General features: G+C 67.5%; 15 protein-coding genes. 5 read left to right on the top strand and 10 right to left on the bottom strand.

Annotated elements, in window-relative coordinates; all coding sequences use genetic code 11:
* Positions 1 to 8: 8 nt before the first annotated feature.
* From ABZ459_RS21520 to ABZ459_RS21510, 3 genes are all read left to right on the top strand, one after another.
* Positions 9 to 8,714 carry a DNRLRE domain-containing protein gene (locus tag ABZ459_RS21520; RefSeq protein ID WP_357972694.1) on the top strand — a complete coding sequence of 2,902 codons (8,706 nt, stop codon included), beginning with the start codon at positions 9 to 11 and terminating at the stop codon, positions 8,712 to 8,714.
* A gap of 160 nt (positions 8,715 to 8,874) precedes the next feature.
* Entirely contained in the window at positions 8,875 to 9,210 is a 336-nt protein-coding gene (locus ABZ459_RS21515) for an ankyrin repeat domain-containing protein (RefSeq protein ID WP_357972691.1), read from the top strand.
* A 442-nt stretch (positions 9,211 to 9,652) separates the two neighbouring features.
* Entirely contained in the window at positions 9,653 to 10,084 is a 432-nt protein-coding gene (locus ABZ459_RS21510) for a polymorphic toxin-type HINT domain-containing protein (protein WP_357972812.1), read from the top strand.
* 184 nt (positions 10,085 to 10,268) lie between these two features.
* Here ABZ459_RS21510 and ABZ459_RS21505 read toward each other — a convergent pair whose 3' ends face one another.
* The 9 genes from ABZ459_RS21505 to ABZ459_RS21465 all read right to left on the bottom strand — a co-directional run bounded on the left by ABZ459_RS21505 (position 10,269) and on the right by ABZ459_RS21465 (position 17,230).
* Entirely contained in the window at positions 10,269 to 11,015 is a 747-nt protein-coding gene (locus ABZ459_RS21505) for a PP2C family serine/threonine-protein phosphatase (protein ID WP_357972688.1), read from the bottom strand.
* A gap of 536 nt (positions 11,016 to 11,551) precedes the next feature.
* Positions 11,552 to 13,351 (bottom strand): ABC transporter ATP-binding protein, encoded by a 1,800-nt coding sequence (locus tag ABZ459_RS21500; RefSeq protein WP_357972685.1) that lies wholly within the window; start codon positions 13,349 to 13,351, stop codon positions 11,552 to 11,554.
* Entirely contained in the window at positions 13,348 to 13,833 is a 486-nt protein-coding gene (locus ABZ459_RS21495) for a hypothetical protein (RefSeq protein ID WP_357972682.1), read from the bottom strand. Before ABZ459_RS21495 ends, ABZ459_RS21500 begins: the two co-directional genes overlap by 4 nt.
* Positions 13,833 to 14,342: a MauE/DoxX family redox-associated membrane protein gene (locus ABZ459_RS21490; protein ID WP_357972679.1), complete on the bottom strand. Its 510-nt coding sequence runs from the start codon at positions 14,340 to 14,342 to the stop codon at positions 13,833 to 13,835. Before ABZ459_RS21490 ends, ABZ459_RS21495 begins: the two co-directional genes overlap by 1 nt.
* Positions 14,343 to 14,409: 67 nt before the next feature.
* Entirely contained in the window at positions 14,410 to 14,589 is a 180-nt protein-coding gene (locus ABZ459_RS21485; protein ID WP_125645566.1) for a hypothetical protein, read from the bottom strand.
* Positions 14,590 to 14,685: 96 nt separating this feature from the next.
* Complete coding sequence (locus tag ABZ459_RS21480; RefSeq protein ID WP_357972675.1) at positions 14,686 to 15,558, bottom strand: winged helix-turn-helix domain-containing protein; 873 nt, start codon at positions 15,556 to 15,558, stop codon at positions 14,686 to 14,688.
* 51 nt (positions 15,559 to 15,609) lie between these two features.
* Positions 15,610 to 16,053 (bottom strand): S26 family signal peptidase, encoded by a 444-nt coding sequence (locus ABZ459_RS21475; RefSeq protein ID WP_357972672.1) that lies wholly within the window; start codon positions 16,051 to 16,053, stop codon positions 15,610 to 15,612.
* Between the two features lie 238 nt (positions 16,054 to 16,291).
* Positions 16,292 to 16,483, bottom strand: coding sequence for a hypothetical protein (locus tag ABZ459_RS21470; protein WP_357972669.1), 192 nt, complete (start codon positions 16,481 to 16,483; stop codon positions 16,292 to 16,294).
* 300 nt (positions 16,484 to 16,783) lie between these two features.
* The gene (locus ABZ459_RS21465; protein ID WP_357972666.1) at positions 16,784 to 17,230 is read right to left on the bottom strand and encodes a hypothetical protein; all 447 of its coding nucleotides are present in this window, start codon (positions 17,228 to 17,230) and stop codon (positions 16,784 to 16,786) included.
* Positions 17,231 to 17,814: 584 nt separating this feature from the next.
* Between ABZ459_RS21465 and ABZ459_RS21460 the strand changes: the two genes are divergently transcribed.
* Positions 17,815 to 18,003, top strand: coding sequence for a hypothetical protein (locus ABZ459_RS21460; RefSeq protein WP_357972664.1), 189 nt, complete (start codon positions 17,815 to 17,817; stop codon positions 18,001 to 18,003).
* 271 nt (positions 18,004 to 18,274) lie between these two features.
* Here the strand turns inward: ABZ459_RS21460 and ABZ459_RS21455 are convergent, their stop codons facing one another.
* A complete protein-coding gene (locus ABZ459_RS21455; protein ID WP_357972661.1) occupies positions 18,275 to 19,552 on the bottom strand; it encodes a serine hydrolase domain-containing protein in 1,278 nt (425 codons plus the stop codon).
* A 368-nt stretch (positions 19,553 to 19,920) separates the two neighbouring features.
* On the opposite strand from ABZ459_RS21455, the gene ABZ459_RS21450 reads away from it, so the two are divergent.
* Positions 19,921 to 20,988: a serine hydrolase domain-containing protein gene (locus ABZ459_RS21450; protein WP_357972658.1), complete on the top strand. Its 1,068-nt coding sequence runs from the start codon at positions 19,921 to 19,923 to the stop codon at positions 20,986 to 20,988.
* Positions 20,989 to 20,995 lie beyond the last annotated feature (7 nt).

Genomic DNA, 20,995 nt, shown 5'->3' with positions numbered 1-20,995 from the left:
TCGTACTCATGGCCTCCCTGGCTCCGCCGGCGCCGGTGCTGGCGCAGTCGTCGGCGGCCGTTCCCACCGAACCCGGGTTGTTCTCCCGGGCGGCCTCCTGGCTGACCGGCCAGGTGGCGGACTGGTTCACCGAGGATCCGAAGGGCGAGATCCGCCCCGCACGGACCCCGGTCGCCCTGCCGGGCCGGGATACGGCCGCTCAGCAGAAGCCGGTGGCGCCGCCGCCGGGCAAGCGGGTCAAGGAGCTGACGGGCAAGCGATCCCGCTTCGGCACCGTGTACGAGCTGGAGGACGGCCGCTCGCAGGCGGAGATCTCCACCCGGCCGGTGTACTTCAAGGACTCGTCCGGGACGTGGCAGCCCATCGACACCAGCGTCGGGGCGGCCGAAGGGGACGGGTTCGTCCACGGCAACGACAGGACGGGCTTCCAGACCCGCTTCGGTGACAAGAGTGACAAGCTGGCCCGGATCGCGCTGGGCAAGGGGCAGGTCACCTTCGGCGTGCCAGGTGACGCGCGGCAGATCAGCCCGCAGGTGAAGGGCTCGACCGTCACCTATCCCGGCATGTGGGACGGCGCCGACCTGATCTACACGGTCACCGCCTCCGGGGTGACCGAGCACCTGCGGCTGACCAAGCCGCCCGCCGCCGGAACGAGCTTCGCCTTCACCGTCAAAACCGGCGGTGACCTGCGGGCCACGCAGAACGGCGACGGGTCGATCTCGTTCGCCGGCCAGAACGGCAGGCGGGCCTTCACGATCCCGCGCCCGTTCATGATCGACAGTCAGGACGACGCCGCCTCGCCGTACGGCAAGCGCACCGGCGCCATCACCCAGGAACTCGTCCAGGGCCCGGACGGCGAGGCGACGATCACGCTGAAGCCGGACGCGGCGTGGCTGGCCGCGCCCGAGCGCGCCTGGCCGGTGCTGATCGACCCCACGCTCAAGGTCAACGACTGGGCGATCTCGGTCTACGACACCTACGTCAGCAACGCCTCGGCCACCACCAACTACGCGGACTCCTGGAAGCTGCCGGTCGGCAAGACGTCGGCGGGGCTGAACCGGGCGCTGCTGTACTTCGGCGCGCCGGATGCGAGCACCCTGCCGATCGGCACCAGAATCGATCAGGCCTCGCTGGAGATGTACTTCGACCAGGCGCTGGGTGAGAGCGCGGCGGTGACGCTGGCCGCGCACGAGATCACCGACGACTCCTGGACGTGGGACCCACTGGGCACGACATGGAACAACCAGCCGGGCTACGCCGCCACCGCCGCCTCGACCGTGACCCGGCAGCCGGGCGAGCTGTCGCGCTGGCACACCTTCGACGTGACCGCGATGGTCAACGGCTGGTACTCCAGCGTCGAGGCCCCGATGGGCGGCATTCTGGTCAAGGCGGCCAACGAGGCCAAGACCGCCCCGGTGGGCGGGGTGGCCTACCAGGCGATCGACGACTTCGGTGCGGTCAATCCGCTGACGGTGGATCCCCTCGCGCACCCGCGACTGCTGGTGACGTTCGGCAAGCCGTCGGTGCGGCTGGAGCAGCCGACGCTGGCCACCTCGGTGGGCGCGTCGCTGTCATGGAGCGCCTATGCCGATCCCACCCCCGGTGACAGCGCCGACGACCTGGTGGAGTACCGGCTGCGTCACATGTGCCCGTCGGCCTGCAACCGCAGCTCCAACAACAGCAGCGGAGACTACGACGACCTGGTGGTGACGCTGCCGCCGGAGGTCACCTCGTACGTCGACACCAGCAGCGGCGCCACCGCGGAAGACGGCGCCAACCCGGACTACACCCACCGAGCCGACTACTGGGTGGAGGCGGTGCTGAAGAACGGGCAGGTGGTGCCCTCGCAGAAGGTGCGGGTGTTCCTGCCCAAGCCCGGCTACGTCACCAAGACCCTGTACGCCACGGCCGACACCACCCTGGCCTCGGGCGAGCCGGCGACCGGGCACGACGTGGTGGGCGGCCAGAAGCGGCTGCAGGCCGGTAACACCGCCACGACCCTGGCCAACACCCGCGCCGTGATCAGGTTCGACGACTACGCCACCCAGATCCCCGCCGACGCGCAGATCAGCCAGGCCCAGTTGTCGCTGTGGCAGGCGACCGCCACCGGCACCGGGGCCTCGTTCACCGCACACCGGCTCACCCGGGCATCCGACGAGAACGCGACCTGGACCAGCCCGTGGACCACGCCCGGCGGCGACATCGACGCGGCCACGCTGGGCAGCGTCACCGGGCTGACCGACACAGCCGGCTGGCGGCCCTGGACGGTCACCGACGCCGCCAAGGCCTGGACCGCCACGCCCAGCGCCAACCACGGCCTGCTGATCAAGGTCGGCAACGAGGCCGGCACGGCCAAGCAGTCGGCCCAGTTCCTGTCCAGCGAGACCAGCGAGCCGCTGCTGCGGCCCAAGTTGGCCGTCACCTACGCCGAGAGCGGCTCGGTGAGCTCGTTCTACGCGCCCGGCACCCCGGAGCGGCTGGACGTCGGCGCGACCACCGTGATCTCGGTCATGGTGAAGAACACCACCGCCGAGACCTGGCCCGGCGCCTCGACCAAGCTGTCGTACCACTGGAAGCTGCCCGACGGCACCGACATCTCCACCGCCGACACCCAGCTCAGGACCACGCTGCCGGACCTGCCGCCAGGTGCGAGCATCAGCGTGGACGCCCAGGTCAAGGCCCCCACGACCGCGCGCAACCTGGCCGAGGGCGCTCAACTGGTGTGGGACGTCCAGGACACGGTCACCAACAACTGGAAGTCGGCCACCCACCACCTGCCGGAACTGCCGCAGCAGATCCGCATCGACTCGCCCACCTCCGACCTGCTGGGGCTGGAGAAGTTCTACGCCTACACCGGCAAGAACACCGGCGCCGGGACGACCGCCCTGGTCAACCCGTACGCGGGCAACGTGGTGTGGAACTACAACGCCTTCTCCAACCCCTCCCGGGGCGCGCAGACGTTCGTCCGCACCACCTACAACAGCCTGGACACCTCCGCCGCCGCGCTCGGCTACGGCTGGTCGTTGCAGACCTCGACGCTGACCAAGCTGGGCTCGCAGCTGCAGTTCCAGCCGCCCGGCCAGAGATGGCCGGAGCAGGTGCGGCTGACCGACGGCGACGGCACCACGCATGTCTGGACGCTGGACAAGCACGGCAACACCAGCTGCCTGCCCAACACCTGCGACTACAAGCACCCCCGCGGCGTGCACCTGTACCTGCAGCGCGTGCCCGAATCGGCGGCCTCGCCCGATCGCTACTCGCGCGACCCGGCCCGCCAGTGGGTGTTCACCAAGCCGGACCGCACCCAGTTCTTCTTCGACGACGAGGGCTTCCAGTCGGCGATCGTCGACAAGAACGGCAACACCATGTCGTTCACCTACGAACGGCGCAAGTCCAACAACAAGCCCACCAAGTTCCTGCAGTTCATCACCGACGCCGCCGGTCGTAAGACGCTGACCCTGGACTATTACGCCAAGGGCCAGGACTACACCTACATCGACGACACGACCTGGAAGCCCGTCGACGACACCAAGCTGACCAACCCGCACATCATCGACACCGTCGAGTCGATCACCGACATCGCCGGCCGCAAGGTCACCTTCGCCTACACCGACAAGGGCCTGATGGCCCGCATGATCGACGGTGCCGGCGACGAGGGCGCCAAGACGTTCGGCTTCCGTTACGACGCCACCCAGGGCAACAAGAACGTCAAGCTCGTGACCGTCACGGACCCGCGCGGCAACGACACGGACCTGAAGTACTACGAGGCTCCGGTCGACCCCAAGGACCTGTGGAAGGTCGAGACGCTGACCGACCGGCTCGACGGCGTCACCAGGTTCGACTACGTGGACCCGGACGGCCCCCAAGGCGGCGTGATCAACGCCACGATCACCGATCCGCTCCAGAACCAGACCAAGTACGTGCTGGACGCCTACGGCCGGCCCGAGACGATCACCAACGCCAAGAACGAGCCCACCAGGCTGGAGTGGGACCCCGACCACAACGTCACCAAGCTGACCGAGGCCAACCAGGCGTACACCACCTGGACGTTCGACCAGAAGACCGGCTTTCCGCTCGAGCTGAAGGACGCCGAGGCCAACAAGAACGGCACCAACCCCACCACGCTGGTCTATCAGTCCGGTCTGAACGGCTACGTCGCCGACCTGACCGAGAAGACCTCGCCCGAGGGCCGCAGGTGGAAGTTCGGCTACGACGCCAAGGGCAACCTCAAGACGGTCACCGACCCGCTCGGCGTCGAGACGGCGGCAGTCGACGACTACACCACGAAGTACGACTACGACCCGCTCGGCCAGCTGACCAAGTCGACCGACGCCAACCAGAACGCCACCACGTTCGGCGACTACGACCCCTCCGGCTACCCCAAGACGATCACCGACGCCTACGACAAGGCCACCGCAACGGTCTACGACGTGCGCGGCAACGTCCTGTCGGTGACCGACGCGCTGGGCAAGAAGAGCAGCCAGACCTACGACGTCTTCAAGCGCCCGCTGGAGTCGAAGGTCCCCAAGGACCAGGACAAGAACGACTTCGTCGTCACCCCGGCCCCCGTCTACGACCGCAACGACAACGTCACCAAGTCCACCGCGCCCAACGGCGCCGTGGCCACCGCCGCCTACGACGCGGCCGACCAGCTCACCGAGTCGCTGCTGCCCAAGGACAGCGACACCGGACCGGAGCGCAAGGCCACCTTCACCTGGGACCTGGCCGGCAACCTCAAGACCCAGACCGAGCCGAAGGGCAACCTGTCCGGCGCGACCGCGGCCGACTTCACCACCACCTACGTCTACGACCCGATCTACCAGCTGACCGACGTCCTCAACGCGAAGCAGCACAAGATCACGTACACGTACGACAACGTCGGCAACACCGTCAAGGTCGTCGACCCGCGTAAGAACGCCACCGCCGACACGGCCGACTACACCGCCACCTCCACCTACGACCTCAACCACCGGCTCAGGACGTCCAAGGACGCGGCCGGGTTCGTGACGGCGGTCGACTACGACCTGGACGGGCTGGTGGTGAGCCAGACCGACCAGGAGAACAACAAGACGATCACCACGTACGACAAGCGCGGCGCGGTGATCGAGACCAAGGTCCCGCACGCCGACAACGGCGGCGACATCAAGTACATCACCACCCGGTTCGCCTACGACTGGGTCGGCAACAGGACCAAGACCATCACCCCGCGCGGCGTGGAGACCACCGACGACGACACCGACTTCATCGCCGAGACCAGGTACGACAAGCTGAACCGTCCGATCGAGGAGATCTACCCCTTCGACAAGGACGACCCGGTCTACAACAAGCCCGACAGCACCACCTACGCCTATGACGACGTCTCCCGGCTGAAGGAGATCTCCGCCCCGCCCTCCCACGGCCAGACCGTCCGCAACATCACCACGATGACCTACTGGGACAACGGCTGGTCCAGGACCACCACCGACCCGTGGGACATCAAGACCACCTACGACTACAACAAGCTGGGCCTGCAGACCAACCGCACCGTCACCTCCGCGGGCGGCTCCTCCCAGCGCGCGCTGGACTGGGACTACTACCCCGACGGCAAACTCAAGACCCACTCCGACAACGGCGTCCCGCTCGGCCTGGACGTCGTCCTGGAGGACAACTCCGACACCGGCCAGGTCGTCGCCACCGGCTCCTGGACACCGACCTCAGCCGCCAACATCACTGGTCCGCAGGTCGCCGCCTCCACCGGGTTCGTCGGCTACGACTACGCCACCGCCCCCGCCGGCACCGGCCAGAGCAGCTTCACCTGGAACCTGACCACCCCCACCGCCGGCACCTACAGGGTCGCCGTCCAGTACCCCTCCGGCGCCACCGCCACCAACGCCAAGTACACCGTCAAGCACGACGGCGGCACCGCCGACGTGGTCGTCGACCAGACCAAGAACGCCGGCACCTGGGTCGAACTCGGCTCCTACACCTTCACCGCCGGCACCGCCCACAGCATCACCCTCACCGACGCCGCCAACGGCACCCTGGCCGCCGACGCCGTCAAACTCGTCCGCGACACCGGCGGCGCCAGCGACACCGAGAAGAAGGACTTCTCCTACACCTACGACGCCAACGCCAACCTGACCCGGATCGACGACAACTCGCCCACGGCCAAGATCGACCTGTGGGACATCGCCTACACCAACCTCAACCAGATCCAGAAGATCCAGGAAAAGCTCGACGGCGCCCTGAAGAACACCACCACCTACGACTACAACGAGAACAGCGCCGTCACCGTCCGCACCCACGACAAGACGGTGGCCACCTACGGCTACGACGTGCGTGACCTGGTCAACCAGGTGGTCAACAAGAAGACGGCCAGCGACCCCTCACCCAAGACCACCGCCTACACCTACACCCCGCGCGCCGAACGCCAGAGCGAGACCAAGGCCAACAACAACACCGTCACCTACGACTACTTCCTGTCCGGCGTCCTGCGCCACTCGGTGGAGAAGAAGCCCAACGCGGCGATCGTCGCCGAGCACACCATCGGCTACCAGGGCAACCTGCAACGGGCCAGCGACCACGCCAAGGTCCAGAACGCCGACAACCCCGGCGCCTACCTCGACAACACCTACGCCTACACCTACGACCCCCGCGACCGCATTGCCAAGACCGTCAAGACCCCGACCGGCGGCGGCCCGGTCGAGACCGAGACCTACTCCCACGACCCCAACAGCAACGTGTGGGAAGAGGAAGTCCTCGGCAGGAAGACCACCTTCACCTACGACCGCAACCGCCTGATGACCTCCGTCAGCGGCGGCCAGACCAGTACGTACACCTACGACCCCTACGGCCGGCTGCGCACCATCCAGGGCGGCGGCAAGACCTGGGAGAAGTACACCTACGACGGCTTCGACCACGTCACCGAACACGAGAAGCTCGGCGCCGACGGCGCCACCTCGACGGTGACCACCTACACCTACGACCCGCTCGACCGCACCACCACCAAGACCGAGAAGGAAGGCACCGCCTCCGCCAAGACCACCACCTACTCCTACCTCGGCCTGTCCGGCGAGGTCCTGGACGAGGAAGTGGCCGGCAAACTGGTCAAGTCCTTCCAGTACAGCCCGTGGGGCGAGCGGTTGTCACAGGTAAAGGTGAAGGCCGACAGTTCGGAGGAGTCCTCCTACTACGGCTACAACCCGCACACCGACGTCGAACAGATCACCAGCGAAACCGGTGACACCCGCGCCACCTACGGCTACACCGCCTACGGCAAGAACGACGACAAACTCTTCACCGGCGTCGACAAGCCCGACCCCATCGACCCCACCGCCAAGGAGGAGTACAACCCCTACCGCTTCAACGCCAAGCGCTGGGACAACTCCACCGGCATGTACGACATGGGGTTCCGCGACTACAGCCCCGGCCTCAACCGCTTCCTCAACCTCGACTCCTACAACGGCGCCCTCGACGACCTGAGCCTCGGCCTCGATCCCTGGACCAGCAACCGCTACGCCTTCACCGGCGGCAACCCCATCTCACGCATTGAGATCGACGGGCACGAGCCGCGTCCTGGTCACTGTCAGCCGGGCGTCAACTGTCCGCGAACTGAGAAAGAGATCAGGGCAGCGAACAAGGAAAATCGCGACGGGCATGACCAAATGCTCAAGAATTTCAAGAAACGAGAGGACGCTAATACTCCGACCGTATATCTGGATTGTTCGGGAGAGAAGTGTCGACAGGGATTCAACATCTGGGAGAAGACCTACATCCTGATCATGTGGAGCTGGCTGAACAACACCAAAACGGCTACCACCTGCATGCAGGAGGGGGATGCTGAAGCCTGTCTGGATACTGCACTCGACGCCAGGTTCAAGAACAGGCCCCACACCCCAGACACTCCCCACGAATCCAAGTCGATTCCCTGTGACAGCTTCGTGCCGGGCACGCAAGTCCTCCTGGCGGACGGCAGTCAGAAGCCTATCGAGGAAGTGAAAGTCGGGGATAAGGTACTGGCAACCGATCCTGAGACCGGAGAAACCAGAGCAGAGCCTGTCACCGCAGTCCTGACCAGCAAGGGCGATAAACATCTCGTCCAGATCAGCGTCGACGCAGCTGACAAGGACGACGAGCGCAGCTCCCTGGTCGCCACTGACCACCATCCATTCTGGGCGCCTCAGCTGCGGAAATGGGTCATGGCCGACGAGCTCAAGTCCGGCATGTGGCTCCGCACCTCTGCGGGAACGTTCGTGCAGGTGCAGGCGGTAAAGCGATGGACCGCCGTTCAGACCGTTCACAACATGACGGTCGCCAACATCCACACGTACTATGTGGCGGCCGGCGCCGCAGCCGTACTCGTTCACAACACGAGCTGCCCACTCAAGGATTTCGTGGCGGAATACAAGGCCAAATACCAGGTAGGCAAAGGCCGGAACGCCGCCGTGGCACAGTACGATATCGACGATATGCGCGGGCAGCTCGTCGGCGTCAGCGGGAAGCATCAGTATCCGGGCTCAGTGGAGATGCCGACCGATCCGATCTTCGACCGAGGGTGGAAGGACGCCGACTCGGAGTGGAAGATACTCGAGAAGCTCGCCAAGTCGCTTAAGCCGACTTCCAAGGGCACTCTCACCATCTATTCTGAGCGTGCGATCTGTTCAGAATGCACTGGAGTGCTTGCTCAGTTCATCAAACGCTTCCCCGACATCAGAGTGAATGTGAGGACGCAATGACTTCATGAGGCCATGTGCCCTGTTTCTGCTGTTACCGCGTGCAGAAGCAGGGCACTTTGCCCTCTCGGTCTCCCGTTGATCCCGTCGGCCCTGGAGTGGCACGGGTGTACAATAACGTTGTTCTGTTCATTCAGGGTGAATATACTTGAGGAGCTTCCCATTGACCGACTCTCCAGCTCATGTCGCCGTGGAATTGGAAGACCTGCCGAGATTGCGTGAACTGCTCGATTCCGGTCATGACGTTGAGGATGAGCAGGGGTGCGAGAGCGGCTGGACGTTGCTCCGGCACGCAATCGACATCGAGTGGGACAGTCATGTTCAAACCCGCGACCCCCTGCGCGTCAACGTCACCGCCTACCTTCTTGCGCGGGGTGCGAATCCGTTGAGGGTCATCGGGGGGAAAACCATTCTCGCCGAAGCGGAGGACTGCGGTCATTGGCTCGCCGTCGACATCATGAAAGCATGGATCGAGCGAGCGAAGAATCCGTCCGAATAGCGGCTCCAGATAACAGTCTCGCCTGGCGACATGTGACCGCGACTCTGTCCCGGATGACGTCAACTGCGTGGGAGCTGCTCGAGAGCTTGCAGCCGCCTGGCGTCACCGTGACGGCCGAAGGGGGACCTCGCAGTGACCAGCCCCTGGAGGCCCAGGGGCGTGGTCACCCCATGCGTAGGAACAGCACGTCAACACGAGGGCCGGCGGCCGACACCGAAGGCGTAGAGCAGGGGTGCCGTCATTGCGGCTATCAGCCAGCCGAGGAAAAGAAGTTCGATATAGAGATTCGGTTCGACAGGATCGAATCAGTCCGAGAGTCGGATGGCACAATCGACTATCGAGGCGAATATTGGACCATGATTTTATGAGGGCAAGAACTTCGTCGCCCCCACGCCCCCTGAAATCGACCTGCGCGCGGATGGACGCAGCGTTCGGATGAACAATCAGGGGCATCGCGACCTGGTCGAGTGCGGAGGAGCTCAAGCAGGGGATGTTCCTTCGCATGTCGGCCGGCACGTATGCCCAGGTGCAGGGGATCAGGAAGTGGACCGCACATCAGCGTGTCCACAACCTGACTGTCGCGGATTTCCATACGTACTATGTGCTTGCCGGCGCAGCATCGGTATTGGTGCACAACACCTCACCGTCGTGGATTCCAGGCCCCCGGGAACTCACTGCGGTCTGGCTGTCTCCGAACGACCCTCGAAGACAGCTTTCAGTACCACTACGACAAACCACGCCAAGCCGCTCAACAAGACGCCGGCATAATATCAAGCTGACGCCAAGGCGTGGCTCGCATCCGTCACGGCCTCCAAGCGGGGATACAACCAAAAGTTTGTGGAGCTGGCCGACGGGGCGCGGGGAATCAAGTTGACGAGTCCGAACGGTGGGCAAGGAGGGATCATCAAGGACGGCAAGGTGATCAGCTACTGGTATAACGAGAGTCATTAGGCTCCAAGCCGGGGCGGCCTCACGAATTTCACGTGGGGTCGCCTTTCCGTGCCGGGCCTGACGCTGCCGGCTCCGGCGTCGCGCGTCAGCGGTTCAGGTGACGGAGGCTATTCGATGAACGTGTATTCCTCCCGGTGCAACTCGAAGTCGACGAATTCGACGACGACCAGGGTGATGTTGTCCGGACCGCCGTGCTCCACGGCAAGGGCTTCGAGGCGATCAGCCACTTCCGCCGATCCGCCGGGTCCGCTCAGAACATCCATCAGAAGTGTGTGAGGAACCGCCGCGCCGAGTCCACGGGTGCACAGCAAGATCCGGTCGCCGGCGTGCAGGCTGAGGGTTACCAGGTCAGGGGCGTGCTTCCGGGGTCGTCCATCGAGGAGGCCCGAGATGTGCTCCGGTGAACTCGGCGCGCTGTCGGCCTCGGCCGTGCCGTGGGCACGACTCTCGGTCGTCCAGATGAGCTCAGCGGCTCCGCTGTCGGTTCGGCGTGCGACATACGCCTGTGCATCGCCTGTGTTGGCCAAGGCCGCCGTGGTCCCGGACCACGCCATGGCCACCAGATCGGCGCCCATGCCCGCCAGTTCGGGTTGAGCTTCGACTTTCTGCTGAATGGATTCGTTCGCGGCGTCGATCGCGTGCTCGAGAACGGCTGTCAAATCTGCTGGATCGGTTTCGCGATCGTACTTCTGCAAGGTTTCGATCACGAGACGGCTGGCAATGTCGCCGGCAACTCGTCCCCTGTGGCCGTCAGCGATCGCGAACAGGAAAGGGCCCGTGCAGATGTCGTCCACGATGTGTCGGCGCGCGGATCCGAGATAGGTACGGGAGGCCGAGTTCCAGGTGAGGATCACGATTTCAGCTACCTGCCATTTCGGGACAGGGATTGTCAGCTGATTCGTTCTCGTGCCCTGCGGCTACGGGCTTCGCCGACTTGATGCGTCCGCCATCGCCACCTGACGTCCTATGCATCTGATCTCCAGCAAACAGATTGCCCAGGACTTTTCGCCCGGATCTGCTTAGATTGCCATACATAACCTGAATTCGCAGAGTCATGGACGGGCCTCTGGCGTTGGCCCTGATGGCTCAAGCCTCGGCCGTCTCGACTGAGGCGGTTCCCTCGGAGGCGATTTCCGCCCTGATCATCCCTTTGGGCAGGGTGGCCTGTCGATGCGCTCGGTCGGGCGGCCGCTTCCACGGGGCCTTCGGACGGCGGAGCAACACCTTCCCGGTTGACGAGGTGCCGCCGTCGGCCGTCAGAGCGGCAGTGCCGGACACGAAGCGACTGGTCAGGCAGTTCGCGGGCCTGCTGGGGTCGACCAGGGCTGGCCCGAAACCTGCGCATGAACCTGTGTCGACATCGGAGCCCGTTTCGCCGCGTTCGGTGCTTTCAGCCGATCTCGACGGTGTAGCCGCTGGCCTGGAGGGTGAACAGGCGGGCGTATTCGCCGCCTGCGGCCATCAGTGCGGTGTGGGTGCCCTGTTCGGCGATTCTGCCCTCCGCCAGCACCACGATGAGGTCGGCGTCCTTGACGGCGCTCAGCCGGTGGGAGATCAGCAGGCTGGTGCGGCCGGCCCGATGTTCGCGCAACCTGCGGTGGATGGCGTGCTCGGCCTCCGCGTCGAGCCCGGCGCTCGGCTCGTCCAGGATGAGCAGGTCGCGTTCGCCCCTGATCAATGCTCTGGCCACGGCGAGCCGCTGCCACTGGCCGCCGGACAGCACGACGCCGGAGGTCTCGGCCGCGTCGAGGAAGCGGTTGCTCAGCAACGTGTCGTAGCCGTGCGGCAGGGCGTCCAGCGCCGCGTCCACCCCGGCCAGCCGCGCCGCCGCCCTGACCTGCTCGGGTGAGGCGCCGAGCGAGCCGAGCGAGATGTTCTCCGCCGCGCTGAAGTCGTAGGCCACGTAGTCCTGGAAGACCGCGGTCAGCCGGGAGCGCAGCTCGGCGGGGTCGGCGTCGCGCAGGTCGGTCCCGTCCCAGCGGACCGCTCCGCGCGACGGGTCGTAGAACCGGCACAGCAGTTTGACCAGCGTCGACTTGCCGGCGCCGTTGAGGCCCACGAGCGCGACGCAGGCGCCGTGCGGGATGGTGAGATCCACTCCGCGCAACACCCACGGCCGCCCCTCGCCGTAGCGGAACCAGACGTCTCGTACCTCGATCCCGGAGCGGAGCGCGGGCAGCGGGCGGGGCGGGAGGCGTACGGGCAGGTCCGGGGCGGCGGAGACGACGGCGCGGTAGTGTCCGAAGACCAGCAGCGCCTGGTGCAGCCGGGCGAGCTGGGTGACCCCGCCCGACAGCGCGCCCTGCACCCCGGCGACGGCGGCGGCGAAGACGGCCACGTCGCCCACGCCGAGACGGCCGCCGGCGATCGCCCAGATCTGTCCCGCGCCGCCGATCGCCGCGCCGAGCAGGGCCAGCAGCCCGTGTCCCGCCAGCGCGCGCCGTTCCAGGGCCTGCTCCTGGTGGTTGACCGCGCGGATCTCGCCGAGGAGACGGTCGCGCAGGTACGTGCCGAGCCCGAACAGCCGCACCTCCTTGGCCGTCTCGACCTCGGTGAGCAGGTCGGCGTAGAAGATCTGGCGGCGCATCGCCGGGCTGACCTGCCAGGCGAGACGTACCTTGCGCCTGCTCAGCGACAGCTGCACCCCGAGCGACGGCAGCGCCGACAGCAGGACGATCGCCGTCATGACCGGGCTCAGTGCCATGAGCGCGGCGACGAACCCGGCCAGCGTGACCAGCCCGCGCACCAGCGACAGGCCGGGGGCCAGGATCAGGTTGGCCGCGCCCGTCCCGGCCTGCTCGGCCAGTCTGAGCCGGTCGCGGAAGCGGGGGTTCTCGAACGGGCCGAGGCCGACGAAGGCGTTGACCGAGGTGAACAGGCGTTCGCGGGTCAGCAGGTCCATGCCGCGGCGCAGCCGTCCGTCGGTGTATTCGGTGAGATGCGGCAGCAGGGCGGCGACCAGGCCGACCGCGCCGAGCATGATCGTGGGCGCCAGTACGGCACGGCCGCCCGCCAGGCCGTCCAGGATCAGCTTGGTGCACCAGGCGGCGGCCACCGGCATCGTGCCACCGGCGATGACGGCGAGCACCGAGCAGACGGCGGCGAGCGGAGCGGCCCGCCAGGCCAGCCCCCACACCGTCACGGCCCGCCCGGCCAGCCGCAGCACGCCGGGCGAGATCTCGTCTGTCATGCGGTGACGGGGGCGCCGAGCCCGGCCACGGTGACCGCGCGCGACCGGACCCGGCCGGAGTCGTCGAGCAGGTAGAAGGCGGGGAAGGCGGCGTTGGGGAAGGCCAGGCAGACCGGCCCGTTGGCGGGCTCGGCGATCACGGTGGCGCTGCCGCGCAGCGCGTCCGTGTAGCTCTCCCCGCCGGGGCCGGACACGACGGCAAGCACCTGCGAGGGGGAGTAGCCCGCATTGGCGACGAGCTGGAGGAACGGCGGCAGTTGCCCGGGGCAGGCCTGGCACTCGGTGTCGAAGAAGCCGATCACCGCGGGCCGGCCGATCCCGCGCACGTCGGGGACGGTCGAGCCCACCGGCAGCAACGGCGGCCCCGAGGGCGCGGCGTGCTGCTCGGCATGGCGCACCCGGCGGATCACCGCGAACGTCAGCACCAGGTTGAGCGCGCTCATGACGCCCACGATGACCAGGGCTGCGATGACGTACGGCATCAGAGGTTCCTCTCCAGGAGAAGGTCGGCGAGGTCGTCGAAGAGCACCAGCACGGCGGCGAGCACCGCGGCGGCGACCAGCGCCAGCGCCACCCCGGCGAGCTCGACGTGCCCGCCCGGCATCACCCAGCCGGTGACCGCCACCGCGATCAGCAGCAGGTTGCGCACGACCTGGACGCGGCTCAGCGGCGCGGCGGCGACGCCGAAGCACCGGCAGGTGGCGGTGGTGCCACGGCGCAGGGCCAGCAGAATCGCGGCGGCGAAGGCCGCGAGCAACACGGCGGCCAGCACGAACCCCGCGCGCTCGCCCAGGACGAGCAGCACCACGGCGGCGCTCTCGCCGGCTGGCACGGCCACCGCGACCGGCGCGGCGGGCAGGCCGGGAGCCAGACCGGGGACGGAGGACACGAAGGCGCGCCAGCCGGTGGCCTTGCCCGCCAGCGCGGCCAGGAAGACCAGGCAGAGCACGGCCCTGCAGCCCAGCTCTATGTACGGCTCTATGTACGGCATGGCACTCCTTCACGGGTGGGTCCGCCCACGACCCTCTGCGGAGGGGCCGTGGGCGGGGTGTGGAGGGTCAGCAGCACTCGTAGCAGGACACGTAGGTCGTGCAGTCCGGCCGCACGCAGGTCCACGCGGTGTGGTCGAGCCAGTGGTAGCACCAGCACTCGTAGGGGCACCCTCTGGCGTCCGCGGTGCTGGCGGGCAGCAGGGCGCCGAGCATCCGGTCGCCCAACGCCTTCAGTGTGCGAGTCATCCGACCTCCTGGGTGAGAGGGGCTGTATTCGCCTGATCATCACCATCGAGTCAGGAAAGGGGCAATCCTTTCGGACCGCCACCGAAATGCGACAAATCAGGCACTGTATTCGAGGAGTTCGTGCCCCAGCGAGGTGAGCACGTGCCGCACCGCCCGGCCCTCGCGGTAGGTGTTCACGAGCCCGGCCAGCCGCAACGCCGTCACGTGCTCGGACACCGTGGAGGCGCTCACCGCCAGCGACCTGGCCAGCTCGCCGGTCGCCGATCCGCCGCCGATCGAGCGCAGGACCCTGGCGCGAGCCTGGCCGACGACCTGGGCCAGGGCGTCCACCGACCCGGGGCCCCGGGCGCCCTCGTCGCTGACCGGATAGGCGATGACGGCCCTGCTGTCGCCGCGGGGCGGCGACAGGGCGAGGAAGCAGCGGCTGGCGCACATCAGCGGCGAGAACGCCACGCCCCCGTCGCCGAGCTCCACCGGCGACGGGCACAGGTCCGAGGTGTCGATCTGCAGGGCGCAGCCGTACCAGCTCAGCCTGGGGGTGAGCCTGGGCAGCGTACGGCCGAAGCCCCGCACGCAGATCAGCTCGGAGTAGCGGTTCACGTGCGCGCTCAGGCGGCGGTGTATCGCGTCCCACTCGGGGGCCACGCAGCTGACGTAGAAGGCGCGCAGCGCGTCGGCGACGTCACCGAGACCGGGCTGGACGTCGAGCTCGTCGTTGAGCGTGCCCGCCCCGGGCGGCAGCGGCAGGTCGGCCCAGAGGAAGCCGGACACGCTGTGCGGCGCGTGGTGCACACGTCGGACGAACGGCATGGCTCTGGCGGGCGTCCTGCGCGCCAGGTCCCGCCACGGCGATCCGGGTACGGCGAAGCCGGGATGATGCAGGCACAGGGCGGCGAACAGGGTGTGGTGCAGCGGGGAGATGGTGAAGGTGGTCGCGGCCAGTCCTGCGGCAGAAAAGACCAGACGCATATCCCAGCCCCGTTGTCAGGAAATGTCCGGACATATTGGAGTATGCGGCTGTTAAGACGTACTAACAAGGGTGCGTAGGACGACCCCCAGAACCCGGTCGGCCGGGACAAGGCCCCACAACCGCGAGTCCGCGCTGACCTCTCCGTCGCCCAGCACCACGAGCTTTCCGGGCGGCACCGTGGCGGGCAGCCCGGGGCACTGCGGCGGGACCGGCTCGCCCGGCAGCGCCGCGACCCGCTTGACCACCCAGTCGGCGGCCGCGACCGCGGGCAGCGGCCCGTCCCGCCAGCGCATCCCCGGCCCGATCGGCTCGAGCACCACGATCTGCCCGCGCCTGACCGCCTTCCCGCGCAGCACCAGCAACCGGTCACCGGGCCGCAACGTCGGCACCATGCTCTCCCCCCGCACGGTGACCACCGCCAGCCGTCGCCTGGCGACGAACACGACAACGACCAGCAGCGCGGAGAACACGAAGAACATGGTGATCATGGGCATGGCGCGAGCGTAAGCGTCCGGCCCATGCGGCTCAAGGCCTCGTCCGGCTGAACGGGAGGGGCTGAAGGCTTGTCCATGACGAACGCCGTCGTCCGGCGGGAGCGACGCTCGGACGGCATGGGGCGCCCGTTGCCCGGGGGCGAACACTCGTGGGCACGGGCGCGGTTCTATGGCGCCGAGGAACACCTCGTCCTTCAGCGCGGAGGCTTGAAGGGCTGACATCGCGGTGGTGATCCACCTAGTCGGGGGAGCGCAGCAGCATTGCCTCCACCTCGGAACCGGCGTCGGCCGTGCAGACGTACGTGGGCTTGCCGGTCGCCGGATCGACGCAGTACAGGGTCGCCCGCTTGCCGCACTTCGAGCACCAGGCGTCAGGCCCGCCACCGAGCTCGGCCAGGCCGACCTTGATCTCTGGGATAACAAAAGCCATGCGGGCAGCGTAGGTCGGCCTGGTCGGGACTTCCGGGGTGACAGCGCGTCTTGCGGAATCCATGCCCGCAGATTGTTCGACGCGGGGGTGACAGGCGCGGTGGTGGCGAGGAGGAACCGGCCTGTGGGCCCGCCGTAGGCGCGGGCGCCCCCTGCCGGCGAGCGTCGCGGGTTCCAGGGTGTGTCTGGCGTTCAACTGGGCGCTGATGGTCCGCCGGAGGTCGGTCGCGTCGGGTGGGTCCGATTCAGCGGCGGTGCCTCCTCATGGCCACTCGCCTGCTCCTGCTTGCTTCTGCCGTCGTCAGCAATACTCGGCAATTGTCTTCTGCCGGAATTCTTTTTCCGAGATCTTCGCCCCACTGGGGGCCGCCACCAGATCCGTGCCGCTCATTTCCGTTGGCGCCGCACCGAACAGGAAACCCTGCCCGATTAGGGCGCCGCTCGTCACCTGCACGTCAACGCTGATATTGGACGGCAGGGGCGACAACAACGGCGACTCTTCCGTCGTGAACCCCTGCGCGTCACCCAAGGTGATCGATCCTTCGCGTTCTGTCGATCGGGTCGGCTGCGAAACCCGCCACACGAGCCGTTCGGTCTGATGATCCTGCACCTCGAACGAGAGGACGTTCTCTCCCTCGCAGAGCGGCACGACGAACCTGAACCGGCCGTCGTCGGTGCGCCCGATGGCCAAGGGGCGAGGCGCGGAATCACCACGCGGCGCCAGGTTGCAGCCGGAAAGCGCGAACATGACGATCGCGGCGAGGATCGAAGGAGAGCGTAGGTGGCGTCGGCGACGGTACGTGACTCTGTTCAGCACAAGCCTCTCGGCAACGGTGGAGATCGCCCTTCTGGTCCGCCTTCTACTCGGAGACGCCATCGCACGGGGCCTCACGTGCGGCCTCCGGGCGGGAAGTGGACGCCCGGCTTGAGCCCGCCGCAAATCATGAATCCAGCCGGACTATTCAAACCACACCAGCCGCGCCCGGATGAGGATTCCATTGGGAGGACGTGAAGCCATCGCTGAGTAATGACGTGGACGGATGATTCAGGGTTGGATTTTGGCGCGGCGACCCGATTCTCGCAAGTCCTGAAACTCGTGGATGGGCTTCGCGTCCGGCGCACTGGGGAGGCAAAGAGATGCGGTGTCGATGCCAGGTCTTGACGATTGCTCGTGGCCGGTGCTCACCTGAAGGTGTTCTCCTTCCCGAGCGTGAGGAGTCTCCTGCGATGAAGATCCGCCGATTACCTTCCGCTGCACTCGCCCTGGCGCTGAGCGTCGGCGTCCTGGCTGGTGCCACACCCGCTTCCGCTGCCACCCAGACCAGTGCGTCCGTGGCCAGTGCGGGCTGGCCGACACCGGACTGGTACCTGCAGGGCCCTTACTCGACCCTGGCCGCCTGCGACCTCGCCTACGAGGACGCGGCGCAGAACGGCCAATACACCGGGCTCGTCTACTGCCACTGGTTCCGCGGAGGCGGCCCCTACCTGCCGGGCTTCTACTACGAGGTGTACATACCCTGATCAACGGACGTAGTGGGCGGCGATCCGCACGTTGCGGTAGGCGCAGCCGAGCGACCCGCGGCGCGGCCCCCTGCAACGCGCCGGTCGGCATGCTCGCTGGGGCGGTGTGGCACGGCGAAGGGCGGCACGGCCGGTGGCGGGTGCGGCTTGGCGGCTCTGATCGCCGCCCGTTCGTCTCTACCGGCCCCGAGGACCCGATCGCCGTCCGAGCAGGCGAAGGTTCCGCTCCCGACGGCTTCAGGTGTCGGGGCCGGTCAACGGTGCGTTCTTGTCAGAGGTAGGTGCCGTACAGGTCTACGGTGGGCCAGGTTGCCACCGCGTTGGCGGCCTTGTGGAGGGCCGGGTCGATGTCGGCGTAGTTCAGGCCGGAGGCGTCGTCGCGCTGGTTGAAGAGGGCGGCCCAGGTCAGCCCGTCATACCGGCGCACCAGGATGGTGTAGGTGCCGGGGAGGCTGCCGGTGTGCCAGGTGTTGCGGCCGCCGGTGACGTTGCGGACCGACCAGCCGCAGCCGTACCACCAGCCGTCGCCGTTGACGCCGGTCTCGGGCTGGGCGAAGGCCCGGGAGATCGACGTCGACGTGAGCACTGAGCTTGCGGCGTCGAAGATCCCGGCGAAGCGCACCAGGTCGACCGCCGTACCCAGCCAGCCGCCGTGCGCGTCCATGTTCTCCAGGTTGAACGAACCGTACGGAGCCGGTACGGAGGTGCCGGAGGCGTCGAACACCGTCTTTCCCGTGTACTTCGAGGCGTACGGCACCTCGCCGGTGACGGCGTTGGCCTTGAGCGTGCGCCCGAGCCTCATTCGGGTGATGCCGCGCGGCCCGAGGATCTTCTGCTGCAGGTACGTGCCGTACGGCATGCCGCTGACCTTCTCGATGATCCGGCCGAGCAGCAGGTAGTCGTAGTTGGCGTAGGCGTAGGTGCTGCCGGGGTCGTGGTCCAGGGCGAGGCCGCTGGCGTACCGCATGATGTCGGCCTGGCGGACGGGCAGCGCCGAGCCGAGCGCCCTGGAGATCGCCAGGTCGCTGAACATCGGATCGGCGGTGATGGAGGAGTCCCAGCCGCCCAGGTGCTGCAACAACCTGAGGACGGTCACGTCCTTCAGCCGCGGATCCACCGTCTTGCCGGACGGCGGCGTCAGGGGGAGCAGGTCGGGCAGCCGGTCGGTGAGCTTGAGCTTGCCGTCCTGCACCAGCTTGAGGATGGCCGCGCCGGTGATGGGCTTGCTCAGGCTGGCGATCCGGAACAGCGAGGTCGGCTGGGTCTTCAGGGTGGTGCTGGTCGTCCACGTGTAGCCACGGGCCAGTACGAGCTTGCCCTTGCGGGCGACGGCGAGCGATCCGCAGGACAGGTTCCGGGCCGTCATGAAAGCCTTCATCGTGCTGTCGAAGCTGCCCAGCCCGGCCGGCAGGGTGCCGGTGGTCCTCCACGTCGCGGCGGCGGCGTGTGCCCGGCCCGGCTGACCGGCGACGAGCCCGGCGCCGGCCAATCCGAGCCCGGCCAGGCCCATCGTCCGGCCGAAATCGCGTCGGGTCAGCCTGTCAGGCATCTGTCTTCCTCCTTGATCGAACAACATCACGGGGCAAACTATCTGAAACTCCGTTGCCCTTGGCGCAGACCGCCCGAGCTTGCGGGGGCGCGGCAGTCCGGGCCCGTGGCGATCAGGCCCGTGCGGCCCGGTGCTGATCGGCATCGACGACCGGCGCTTCGTCGTCGTCCCCGGGTGTGAGCAGCCGATCCGTCCGCCTTGCTCGATCGCAGTTCAGGACGTGCGTGACGGGCTTCGCGCCGTGGTCAGGAAGTTCCGGGCCCGGTAGGGCGGTCCCCACCATCCGGAGACCGGGCGGCATGATCGATTCCGGCGCTCGGCAGCCACAGGATGGGCACATCACCTCATCCAAGGGAGTTGCCGGAAACATGCGTAAGTATCTTGCCGCAGCTGCGGCCGCCGTCGTCCTGCTGGGCGCCGCGTCCCCGGCGCTGGCCGCCGCCAAGCCGTCGTCGCCCACCCTGCAACAGCAGGTTGACCGGTTGACCCGGCAGGACGGGTTGGCGGGTGCGCTGGTGTCGGTGCGTGAGCCCGACGGCCGGGTCAGGACGTGGACGTCCGGCGTCGCCGAACGCGGCTCCGACCGGCCGATGGTCGGCGCGGACGCGCACTTCCGCATCGCCAGCGTGACCAAGTCGGTCGTCGCGGCCACCGTGACGCGCCTGGCGGACCAGGGCAAGATCGATCTGGGCGCCCAGGCGGAGCGGTACGCGCCCGGTCTGCTCGACGGCAGGCCGATCACCGTGCGGCAACTGCTGACGCACACCAGCGGCCTGCCCGAGTACCTGATGCTGATCGATCCGGCCCGCCTCGGCACCGACGCCGACTTCCTGCGCCTGGCCCTGGACGCCGAGCCCACCGGCGAACCCGGCGAGAAGTGGGCCTACTCCAACACGAACTACCTGGTGGCCGGCATGCTCATCCAGAAGGTCACCGGCAAGGACTTCCGGACGGCCACCCGCCAGGGCGTTCTGAAGAACCTGCGGCACACCTACTGGCCGCGTCAGAACGAGCTGGACATCCGCGGCAGGCACGCCCACACCTACGGCGTGAACCCGTTCGACCCGAAGAGCCAGGGCAAGGTGGTCGACACGACCCTGGAGCCCGGCTACCTCTTCGGCGCCTCGGGCGGCCTGATCTCCACCCCCGACGACCTGAACCGCTTCTGGCAGTCCCTCCCCACCTCCACGATCAAGACCATGCTCGCCCGGACCGTCCCCGCCAACGACCCGCCGAAGGCCGACTACGGCCTGGGCGTCTACTCCTACCCGTTCGCCTGCGGCCCGGCCTGGATGCACGACGGCGGCCTGCCCGGCACCCGCGTCCTCAGCGGCCGAGACCGCTCGGGCCGCGCGGTCACCCTCTACGTGACCGGCACCCCGAAGAACGACGCCCACATCTTCGAAGCCTTCGGCACCGCCATGTGCGGCAGATAGGCGTCGC

The sequence above is a fragment of the Nonomuraea sp. NPDC005692 genome (assembly GCF_040631115.1).
Taxonomy (GTDB): domain Bacteria; phylum Actinomycetota; class Actinomycetes; order Streptosporangiales; family Streptosporangiaceae; genus Nonomuraea.
The sequence above is the reverse complement of the archived record's forward strand: the minus strand, read 5'-3'. Positions and strand labels throughout refer to the sequence as shown.